This is a genomic window from Loktanella sp. DJP18 (assembly GCF_049310965.1).
Lineage (GTDB): Bacteria > Pseudomonadota > Alphaproteobacteria > Rhodobacterales > Rhodobacteraceae > Loktanella.
In genome coordinates this window covers 1-10,072 of the sequence record NZ_JBMERN010000129.1, presented here as the reverse complement: position 1 = coordinate 10,072, position 10,072 = coordinate 1, and the positions used below count along the sequence as shown (strand labels likewise).

Genomic DNA, 10,072 nt, shown 5'->3' with positions numbered 1-10,072 from the left:
AGTGAATTCGGTCCAGGCCATTGTGATCTCCGTTCAGCTTTACAACCGAACAGAATCACAACCTACTGAATTCACTCAACCAGTTTCGGATCGGCCTCTGAAAAGGCACCGCAAGCGAAATGGCCATGACAAGTCCTGCCACATACGTCACCCAACCACCGCCCCGTGGGACGTGTCGGAGGTCGGCCGGGACAGGGCAGTCTGGCACGCCGGGTCCGGCTACTTGAAGGCGGTCGTGATATAGGCCGCGAGGCTGGCGATCTCTGCGTCCGACAGATCCTTGGCGATCGGCCACATCAGCGGCGAATTTGATCCAATCCGTTCTTCTGCCCGGTAGGCCACCAGCCGCTCAACCAGCACGTCCGCGGACTTATCCGAGAGCTTGGGGAAACTAGCCATGCCTTTTGCCGTCGGGCCATGGCAATTCTTGCAGACATCCTTATAGATCTCTTCACCGATTGCCGGGTCCGCAGCTGCCACATTTAAATCCTCATTCATCGGACTGTCCTGCGTCTCGGTCCGCATTGGTTCGACAGATCCGGCGGCGAACACACCACAGGCGATACGGTCGCCTGCATCGCCAGCAGGCTGGCTGCTGTAATCGTCGATTCCCGCGTGGACGATGAAGGCGGACCCGTCCTCGTCACCCATCAGTTCCGGCGTCAGCAACGCGTTGAAGAATTCCATTGTAGCAGTGCCGTCCTCTGCCACAGTGATGTTTGGTATGTCGCCTGGGTGCGGGCCGTTTGCCGCCATGACGCCGTGGTCATTACCGTCGGCCAAGTGACCACCGGCGCTGGTGAAGTCAGCGGCAGAACAATCACCGGTCTCGTGCACATGGATCCCATGGTCGCCAGCGGGCAGGCCGGACAGGTTGATCTTGATTAGTGCGGCACCGGATTCGGTCGGGGTGATGGTCACAGTGCCCTTGGCAGACCCATCAACACCGTTAACCGTGGCGGTCATCGGCGTCATGTCGGCCTGGGCCGCCGCGAAGGCACCGGCTGGCAGGCAGGTCAGCGCGGCAATCAGGGGCAGATACTTCATACGATGTCCTTACGGGTTAAATTCACTGACCCAACGCCAGGTGAAGGGCCGAGTTCCTCCTGCTCTTGCCTTGCTAAGACCCGCGGAGAGGTAATCGTCGGTGGCAGATCACATTGAGGCATCGCACGTTCGAGTCGATGCCGGATCTCCTGCCCGAGGGTATCGCCTTCTCGCAAAAAGGAAAGTGCGGCAGTGAGCCCAGGTCGCTCGGTCTTGGCACCTGAGATACTTTGGTCCTCGAAGATGCGGGACGTCCCGGCGGTATTTAAAGCGTCGAGCAGAAGGGCAAGATCTTGTTCAGCTGTCGAGACAGGAGCGCATCCGATGAGTGACATGATCGTCCTTCGGACTTGGGTGAAGCCCTGATGCGTCTCCAACAGACCCATCTGTCCGCAAACCCGTCCAAAAATCAAGCTGTCCAACTACCCGTTGCGAAGGCATTTTAGGCCTGCCTTCGAATTTGTCCATCAAACGCACATCTGATGGACGGTGAAATTTCTGGTCAAATGCTTCAATCCGCGAGCAAGCTGCCCAACAGCGGATGTGGAAACGTCCGGTTTGCGGTGACAGCGTAGAAGCTTTCTATGATGTCGAGAGGAAAGGGTGCCGTGACAAGCAGTCCTTGTGCCAACTCATCAGCCAAGACGACGGCTGGTGTGATGGCCAGCCCCACGTCATCGCGAGCAAGAAGTCGTACCATCGCCATATCGTCGACGATCGCTGCGATGCGGGGCGTGACGCCGAGGCGGGCGACGAGACTGTCGAACCCAGTTCGGATAGAGCTTTCTGTCGGCAAAATCACCGGCTCTGCCGCCAGAAGGCCGTTCAGGGTTGTATAAGACAGACGCCGCGCCGTACCGTGGATCGCAACAGGCTGCTCTGCGAGACGGTGTGCGACGAGGTCGGGAAACGACTCTCGCGGCGGCGGATCGGTCAACAAGACGACGTCAAGCGCAAGGTCCTCCAGAGCACGCAGCAGGGTCTGGCTGTTCCCCGACGACAGAATGAGGTTGGCCGTGTCTTCCTCAAGGATGGGCCGCAGAAACCGAAGCTGGAAATTGCGCGATAGTGTCGACAGTGCGCCCACCCGCAAGGGGCCAATGGTGCCGCCGCTGCGTGTCAGCGTGGCGATCAGATCGTCACCGACGCCAAAGATTCGCGTGGCGTGGTCCAAGGCGATATGGCCCGCCTCTGTCAGAACCATCGTCCGGTTGGTGCGGGTGAACAAGGGGTGGCCCAACCTGTCTTCCAGTTGTCGGATCTGGGTGGACAGGGCTGACTGTGACAGGTTCAGCCGCTCCGCAGCGCGGGTCAGGTTCCCCTCGCGGGCCACCTCTTCGAAGTAGCGCAGATGGTGATAGTTGAGCCGCATGGCGTTCTATAAAACAGAACGTTTGCATCCAGACAATGTATTTTTTTATGTCCAGAGGACGCGATACGTCCGGAAGAGACCATTTTCTGTGAGGTTTTCGATGACGATCCTGCTCCTTGTGTCGCCGCTTCCATTCGCTATCGCCACCCTGCTGATGGCGCTTTACCCCCCTGCCCGCGGAGCATGGTCCCTGCGTGTGCCCGAGTTGGCGTCGCTTGCCGCCCTGGGGATGGTGTCACTTGCGGCACTGAATCTGGCTCTGGCTGGCCCTGCGACGAGTCCACTGATCGGTGCCATGTCCATCGGACTGTCGGCACGCGTCGACATCGTCAGCATTGCCATGGCGATGACCGTGGCCTTCGTGGGGTGGATCGTTCTGCGGTTCTCGCGCGTGGCCCTTGATGGTGAGGCGCGGCAAGCGGCCTTCATGGGCTGGATGGCAACCACCATTGCCTGTGTCCTGCTTCTCGTGACCGCAGGCAACATCCTCCAGCTCGCGGTCGGCTGGGTGGCGACCGCAATGGCGTTGAACCGCCTGCTTCTGTTCTATCCTGACCGGCCGCGGGCCCGCCGCGCCGCCCGCAAGAAGGCCCTGAGCGGGCTTGTGGCAAGTGCGGCACTGGTGTGCGCCGGTGCCATTCTTGTAGCTGGCTTTGGAACCGCGGATATTGCCACGATCAACGCCGCCGCACGGGCGGGCGCGGGAAGTGGGCCGCTTTGGCTGGCCGCCCTGCTGCTGGCGGTCGCTGCGATTTTCAAGTCCGCACTCGTGCCGACACATGGATGGCTGACCGAAGTCATGGAAGCGCCGACGCCGGTTTCCGCTTTGCTTCATGCGGGTGTCGTGAACGCGGGAGGATTTCTCCTTATCCGCTTCGCTGATGTGCTAATCGAGGCCCCGGGTGTGCTTGCAGTGCTGGCGCTTGTCGGTGGTTTCAGTGCCCTGGTCGGGGCGGCGGTGTCGCTGACGCAACCTGCGGTCAAGACTGCCCTCGCATGGTCCACCTGTGCTCAGATGGGGTTCATGGTCTTGCAATGCGGCCTCGCGCTGTTCCCGCTCGCTCTTTTGCATATCGTGGCGCATTTGTTTTACAAGGCGCACGCATTCCTCTCGTCCGGCGCGGCCGTGCTGGACGTGGCGGGAATCCGGCGGCCGGGACCGGTGGCCGTGCCGGGTTTTGGTGCAGTCGTCCGTTCCTTCGCGCTCGCCTTGGCACTTTACGTCGGGATCGGTCTTGCCTTCGGGATCCTGTCCAAGCCGCCACAGGCCATCGCCCTTGGTGCCATCCTGATCTTTGGCGTTGTCTACCTGATCGCGCAGGGCCTTGCGGACACGGCGCCGCGGGCATTGACATGGCGAACGGTCGTCATGTCGGTTGCCGCAACCGCCTCCTACTTTGCCCTGCAGGACGGGGCGACATGGATGGCATTGCATACGTTACCGCTGCCGCCCGAACCTGACGGCCTGATCTGGGCGATCATCGTCACGGCGCTCGTAAGTTTTGCCGTCGCGGCTGTCGCGCAGACGACCTTTCCGCTTTGGGCCGGACACCCCGCTGTCGCGGGATTGCGCGTGCACTTGATGAACGGCCTTTACATCAATGCGGTCGTCGATCGCCTTAGCGGTCGCTGGACCCCCAAACAGGATGCAAACCTGTGAATGCGCATATGAGCTGGCCGGGCCAGACCCTTGAACTCTTTGCCGCGGCACAGGCCGCGATTGATCAGGTGCCGCCGGCCTTTCCCCTAGCCGCAACCGTGGCGGTCAATCCGTGGCTTGGCCAATCCCGGGAGGACCGGACGGTGGCCGCAGCGCGCATGATGCGCGTCGGGGGAGGTCGCATGTTTCTGCCGCGGGACACCGTCGCGGCGATGATCGAGTCGGGCAAGGTTTCGGCCGCGGATCTGACTGCCGCGGCAGAAACGTTCGGGATCGATTCCAAGACGTTGCGCCACGCCACAGATGAAAGCGTTGAACCGGCCACCCCCCTGCCTTGCGTGGCTGACCTTGCCGCGACACAGACCGGCATCAACTGGCCTGCCCTGATCGAGGAGAGGTTCGGGCTGTGGGCCGCTGGGCATTTCGACCGGGGACAGGCCTTCTGGCCAGCGCCGGACGGCAGCGCCTGGACATCCTGGCGGGCCTTTGCCAGTCGTGACCTGACACCCGGCCTTGCCGGGCTAGCCGGTTTTCCGGGCGACGTCGCGGCGACGCCGACGGATGCGCAGACGGCGTTTTCACAGGCCTGCGCTGACCTCGGGCTCAAGCCTGCGGCGGCACCACTGTATTTCCATCGCCTGCTGACGACCCTCTCGGGTTGGGCGCAGTATGCCCGTCACTTCGGCTGGATCGCCGCGCGTGACGGCGGGCACGACGGCACGCTCTTCGATCTGCTAACCGTCAGGTTGATCTGGGAGGTTGCCCTTCTGAACCGTGGTGGCGCGACGCTTGCGGCAGCCTGGACATCCCGGCAGGCGGATTTTGCGGCCGCGGTGGCACCCGACGTGGCGACCCTGATCGACGCAGCCCTGCAAGAGGCCGTCGACAGAGGTGCGGAGCGTCGTCTTGCGGACCTTTTGGCGGATGTGGACAGCACCGCGCGCGATGGTCGACCCGCCGTTCAGGCTGTATTCTGCATCGACGTGCGGTCAGAGGTGTTCCGCCGCGCGCTCGGTCCCGAACCCTGGGGCGTGACCTTGGCGGCCATGTCTTCCTGCACGACTACGACTGGCGCAAGGACGACGGTGCCGCGACACTGGACCTGATCCTCAGCGCCCCGGTCGTCGTCGCCAGCTGGATCGCCCTGCAGTATCACGGCTCTTCCATCGCGCCCAAGACCTTTGGCGCGGGCAACAAGCTGTTGCACAACGTGGTCGGCGGAATCGGTGTGCTGGAAGGGAACGGCGGCGCGCTCAGGGCCGGGCTGCCATGGCAGTCCGTGCATGACGGCACGACCGCCCGCCATGTCCCCAGCCGACTGGTCGTCGCGGTTGAAGCGCCGGAAGAGATGATCAGCGAGGTTCTTGCACGCCAGCCTGACGTCCGGGCCCTGTTCGAGAAAGGTTGGCTGACACTCCTGACAATCGACGCGTCGGGCCAAGTGCGCCGACGCTATGAGCAGAGCCGCTGGGTGGATCGAGTGACTGACCCTGTCACCATGCCAACTGCCGCATGAAGCTGTCAGACCTCATCGGTCAGAAAGTCGTCATGGCGACGATGCACACCAAGGAGCGGGCGTTCGGTCCGGTCCTTGCCAAGCGTCTGGGACTGGATCTCGTCGTGCCGGCGGGTCTGAATACCGATGTCCTCGGCACATTCACCGGCGACGTGCCGCGCCTTGGCACCATCGAGGAGACGGCGATCGCCAAAGCCTGGCTTGGTGCAAAGAAAACCGATTTCGCTTTTGCCCTCGCCAACGAGGGGGCGTACGGGCCGCATCCCCATCTGCCATTTATTGGCGCGGGCCTGGAAGTTGCGGTGCTTCTCGACACGCTCACAGGACGCGTTGTTCGCGAGCACATTTTAGATGAGCGTCCGGTCTATGATCACATTACCTACGGATCGCAAACCGAACTCGACGACTTCCTCGACCGGATCGGGTTCCCGCAACAGGCTATCATTCTGCGGCACAGAGATAAGTGCGACCAGATCTTCAAAGGAATCAAGGATAGAGATTATCTTTGCACCGCCCTGACCGCGCTTTCGAAATACCCAGCTGCTGACACCATCTTGATCCAGACCGACATGCGAGCCCACCACAACCCGCGGCGCATGGAGACCTTGGGGAGACTGGCTGAGAAGCTTGCGGACCGCGTCGCCAATACCTGTCCGGCGTGTGACGCCGTGGGTTTTGGCCTGACGGGAACCCGGAAAGGACTGCGTTGTGCTGGCTGCGGACATCCGACAGAACTGGTGGTCACTGAAATTTGGTCCTGTACAGCCTGTCAACACCTGTCGCCGCGGCCCCGCGGGGATGGCCTTGCGGAGGCCGATCCCGCACAATGTGGGCGATGCAATCCATAGTGAGGACGACATTGCCTTTAAATTGGCTTCAATGATCAAGGAGCTGGAAGGTTTGATCGCCTGCTGTTTCGTTCCTCAGAAGCACTTCTGACTTGGCCACGAGACAATCCCGAAACAGGAAGGTACCAAGGTTTTGGCCATCGATTGTTTCTGTCCATCAAGCGCACGTTTGATGGAATGCGCACCTCGGTTCATTATTCCCCACCGACAGCAACTTTCGAAAGGCTTTTTATTGCATTGCGCAAAGAACCATCTCGCAATGCGTTTACGCCAGACTTTTGCGCGCCAAGGCACTGATCAGATCGGTCCGCGTCACGATTCCAATGATACGGCCACGTTCCAGAACCGGGACGGCATCTACAGCGCCGTCCGCCATTTGCGGAAGCAACGCTGATAGTGGTGTCGCCGTCGTCGCCCGTGGACCGCCGACGCTCATGATGTCTACGGCCCGCACGGGTGCTTCGCGTCGACGATCCAGCAAGCGCGTCATCGCTGTACCAAAACTTCGGTTCAGACGGCGGCCATCTGCACGCGCCCGGTCAATCAGATGGATCTGAAAGATGACGCCATAGAACCTGTCAGCCTCCCCCACAACGGGCAATGCTGTGAATCGGTGCCGCTGGAACAGGTCTGCAATTTCCGGAAAGGATGTGTCAGGCCGGACCGTAATGAGATTTCTTGACATGATATCGGCGGCAGTCGCAGGCCCCGACTTGTGAGCCGCGGCCTGCATTTCTGCGGCACCTATCAACCGTGCCAAATCCTCTACCCCGAGATTGAAGGACTGTTTGTAGCGATCGAGGATATCTGTGAGCTCTGCCTCGGATAGGCCCAGACGTTCCATCGGCTCCCGGTCCTGAGTGCCATGGCTGTTGGGGTCATCAAATTGCCTGAACGGGTAATGCCGTCCCGTCATGCGGCCGTAGGCCATCGCGATCAGAACCAGAACGAGTGTGCCGATCCCGATGGGCATGACGGCAAACATGAAACCGAGTTCACGGACGGCATCGGGGCTCATAGCTGCGGTCATCGCGACGGCACCGGCCGGGGGATGCAGAGCCCGACACAAACTGGTGGCCGTGATCGCAAGGCCCACCGCCAAGGCAATGCGCAGGATCGGGTCATGGACGACCCTACACACTGCGACAGCGACCAAGGCTGCAATCACGTTGCCGACGATGGCGGACCACGGCTGGGCCAGTGGACTATTCGGTACAGCGAACAAAAGCACGGAAGACGCCCCAAACGGGGCGACAAGGTAAAGCCCGAGATCGAGATCGATGGTCGGAGACAGAACGAACGCTCCGGCGAGAGATAATCCAATGAAGGCCCCCAATCCCGCGCGAAAAGCTTCAACAGGCGAGATGTGAGCGACGGCAGGACCGAATGAGCGAAGATGTATCAGATCATGGCCTTCCACGGGGGTATTTGAGGAACGTTCAATAGTACTGACACGCGCAAGCGAGCGTTTCCCAACAGGGTCCTTCGCTCTTCTGTCGCATCATCAGTGTTGCCTCGAAAGACGCGGCTAATCCTACCGCTATCGTCAAGTTCGCTTCCAGGATTCACCCAGCCATCTTGCAACCTGCCATCGGCCTACCGGATGAAGTACCAGCAACTGAGCCCCAGGCCCGTAGCAATGACAAACCATCGGATCATGCGCTGTGGCACAAGACGACCGACGACCACACTGCCCCATCCTCCAAGAATGCTCGCGGTCGCGACTACCGCAACGGCGCGATAGTCGATGGCCCCGGAGACGATAAATACCACGACCGCCAATCCTTGCATGATGCAGGCAAGCCAGTTCTTCGCCGCATTCAGCGCATGAAAGTCACGGCCTTCGGTAAGTGAAAGAGACGCCAGCATCATGATCCCCATACCGGCGCCGAAATAACCGCCGTAAATCGCAACCAGCCCTTGCAGACCTGTGGCAAGAGCACCGGGTGCATCGCTTTTACGACGCGCGGCCAGTCCTTCGCCAAATGACGCGATGCGTGGCGCGAGCATGAAGAGGATCGTGGCGAACAGGATCAGGAATGGCACTAACGCCCGGAACGCCCCTTCGTCAGTATTGAGCAGCAGCAGGCCACCCAAGATGCCGCCTATTGCTGAGATGATCGAAAAGGGCAGAAGACGGCGAAACGCAGCCGCGATTTCGCGACGGTAGGCCGTCGTTGACGCGATCTGGCCGGGCAGCACGGAGAGCGCGCTCGTGGCGTTGGCCGTCACAGGTGGTAGTCCGATCGCCACGAGCGCGGAGAATGTGAAGATCGTACCGCCCCCGGCAAGCGCATTAATAGCGCCTGCCAGAAGACCGGAACCGAACAGGAGCAGGATATCGGCGTAAGTCATAATCTCTTCTATTCTGCGGGGTTGCGACGCGTCCGGCTTTGAGTGCGCCGCGTCGCAAGGACATACACCGCCAGAGTCACCACGACCACCGCGCCACCGGCCATCATGCGCCGCGAGGGCGCTTCGCCCGTGCCAAGCCACACCCAGAGTGGTGCGAGAACGGTTTCCAGCAACAGCAGCAAGCTCACATTTGCCGCGGCCGTGTGGCGGGACGCCTCGTTAAGTGCAAAAAAGGACAACGGCAGGATCAGAAGAGCGCAGACGAGAATGGCCCAAACCGTACCGTCCGTCATCTGTGCCGGTCCCACGATAAGCAGGCCTGAGGTCCCCGACGTCAGTGAGCCCAATCCGATGACGAGAAATAGCGGCAGGGTGGCGTGATGGCGCATGGTCACGAACGTCAGAGCCAGAGCGAACGCAACCCCAAGCCCGCACGCCGCACCTGCAAGCGCGTTGGCGTCAAGCGCGGCCTCACCCTTGTCTGTCACAGCCACCGTCAAGCCCGCGATCACCAGTCCGATGGCGATCCATGTCACGCGTGATGTGATCTCGCCGTATAACCATTGTGCCAGAAGCGCTGACCAGACGGGCACGGTCGCGACACCCAGCAGGACTGTCGCAACCGGTGCAATCGCGATGCCCATGGGGAATAGCGTCGTGTTAATCGCCTGGCATACGATGACAACGATCGCGGCACCGCTACCGAGCATCGCAAAATCGGACTGCCTGTCGCGACTTGTCAGCACCCATGCAAGAATGAAGATCAGTCCGAGGCCAAGACCTCTCCATCCCAGCATCTGGAATGTGGACATCCCGGAAAGGCGGATGAAAAGCGCGTCCGGGGTTAACACAAGCGCTCCCGCTAGAGCGAGACCAACACCAAAAGAAGAAGACTTTTGCAAGACACCCAACCCTAAAACACTTGCGTAGCGAAAACTGCGCTTGTCGCGTTGGCGGTCACGGCAGGCAGTCTGATCGCTACGAGTGCCGAGAACGCAAAGTTCGTCACGCCGCCCGCGAAAGCGTTGATGGCGCCCGCCAAGAGACCGGAATCCAAAATAATTATAATGTCGATGTAGGTCATTGCAGTCTTCTAACCTGCGCAGATACCCATTGCCATCATGTCAGCGAACCGGATGGAGTGGCTTGGTAATTCAAAAGAATGATGGTCATTACAGTCAAAATTCGGATTGGTACTCCGCATACCCGAGGCTTTGTTAATGGCCGCTTCGGGCGAGTGGACTCCGCACCTGTCCATCAAACCCACCAGACTG

Annotated in this window: 11 protein-coding genes and 1 pseudogene; 4 read left to right on the top strand and 8 right to left on the bottom strand. The window is 60.6% G+C overall.

The window, feature by feature from the left end:
* Positions 1–219: 219 nt before the first annotated feature.
* The 3 genes from ACOI1H_RS21255 to ACOI1H_RS21245 form a co-directional block, all read right to left on the bottom strand.
* Positions 220–1,047 (bottom strand): superoxide dismutase family protein, encoded by an 828-nt coding sequence (locus ACOI1H_RS21255; RefSeq protein WP_422439981.1) that lies wholly within the window; start codon positions 1,045–1,047, stop codon positions 220–222.
* The gene (locus ACOI1H_RS21250; protein ID WP_422439979.1) at positions 1,044–1,382 is read right to left on the bottom strand and encodes a recombinase family protein; all 339 of its coding nucleotides are present in this window, start codon (positions 1,380–1,382) and stop codon (positions 1,044–1,046) included. The genes ACOI1H_RS21255 and ACOI1H_RS21250 overlap by 4 nt, the downstream gene beginning before the upstream one ends.
* Positions 1,383–1,558: 176 nt before the next feature.
* Positions 1,559–2,419 (bottom strand): LysR family transcriptional regulator, encoded by an 861-nt coding sequence (locus tag ACOI1H_RS21245; protein WP_422439978.1) that lies wholly within the window; start codon positions 2,417–2,419, stop codon positions 1,559–1,561.
* 100 nt (positions 2,420–2,519) lie between these two features.
* Here ACOI1H_RS21245 and ACOI1H_RS21240 point away from each other — a divergent pair, with 100 nt between their 5' ends.
* From ACOI1H_RS21240 to ACOI1H_RS21225, 4 genes and pseudogenes are all read left to right on the top strand, one after another.
* A complete protein-coding gene (locus ACOI1H_RS21240; protein ID WP_422439977.1) occupies positions 2,520–4,079 on the top strand; it encodes a proton-conducting transporter membrane subunit in 1,560 nt (519 codons plus the stop codon).
* A gap of 8 nt (positions 4,080–4,087) precedes the next feature.
* Complete coding sequence (locus ACOI1H_RS21235) at positions 4,088–5,185, top strand: putative inorganic carbon transporter subunit DabA (RefSeq protein WP_422439984.1); 1,098 nt, start codon at positions 4,088–4,090, stop codon at positions 5,183–5,185.
* Positions 5,092–5,595: pseudogene (locus ACOI1H_RS21230) on the top strand (putative inorganic carbon transporter subunit DabA); the annotation flags it as partial. The gene ACOI1H_RS21235 and the pseudogene ACOI1H_RS21230, both read left to right, overlap by 94 nt.
* Positions 5,592–6,443, top strand: a complete 852-nt coding sequence (locus tag ACOI1H_RS21225) for a DUF6671 family protein (RefSeq protein ID WP_422439975.1) — start codon at positions 5,592–5,594, stop codon at positions 6,441–6,443. The pseudogene ACOI1H_RS21230 and the gene ACOI1H_RS21225, both read left to right, overlap by 4 nt.
* A 265-nt stretch (positions 6,444–6,708) precedes the next feature.
* Here the strand turns inward: ACOI1H_RS21225 and ACOI1H_RS21220 are convergent, their stop codons facing one another.
* The 5 genes from ACOI1H_RS21220 to ACOI1H_RS21200 all read right to left on the bottom strand — a co-directional run.
* On the bottom strand, positions 6,709–7,848 hold the full coding sequence (locus tag ACOI1H_RS21220) for an HPP family protein (protein ID WP_422439983.1): 1,140 nt from the start codon (positions 7,846–7,848) through the stop codon (positions 6,709–6,711).
* Between the two features lie 191 nt (positions 7,849–8,039).
* Positions 8,040–8,798 (bottom strand): sulfite exporter TauE/SafE family protein, encoded by a 759-nt coding sequence (locus ACOI1H_RS21215; protein ID WP_422439974.1) that lies wholly within the window; start codon positions 8,796–8,798, stop codon positions 8,040–8,042.
* A gap of 8 nt (positions 8,799–8,806) precedes the next feature.
* A complete protein-coding gene (locus tag ACOI1H_RS21210) occupies positions 8,807–9,649 on the bottom strand; it encodes a DMT family transporter (RefSeq protein ID WP_422439973.1) in 843 nt (280 codons plus the stop codon).
* 62 nt (positions 9,650–9,711) lie between these two features.
* A complete protein-coding gene (locus ACOI1H_RS21205; RefSeq protein WP_422439972.1) occupies positions 9,712–9,882 on the bottom strand; it encodes a hypothetical protein in 171 nt (56 codons plus the stop codon).
* 9 nt (positions 9,883–9,891) lie between these two features.
* The coding region (locus ACOI1H_RS21200) for a hypothetical protein (protein ID WP_422439970.1) at positions 9,892–10,072 on the bottom strand (181 nt) is incomplete at its 5' end.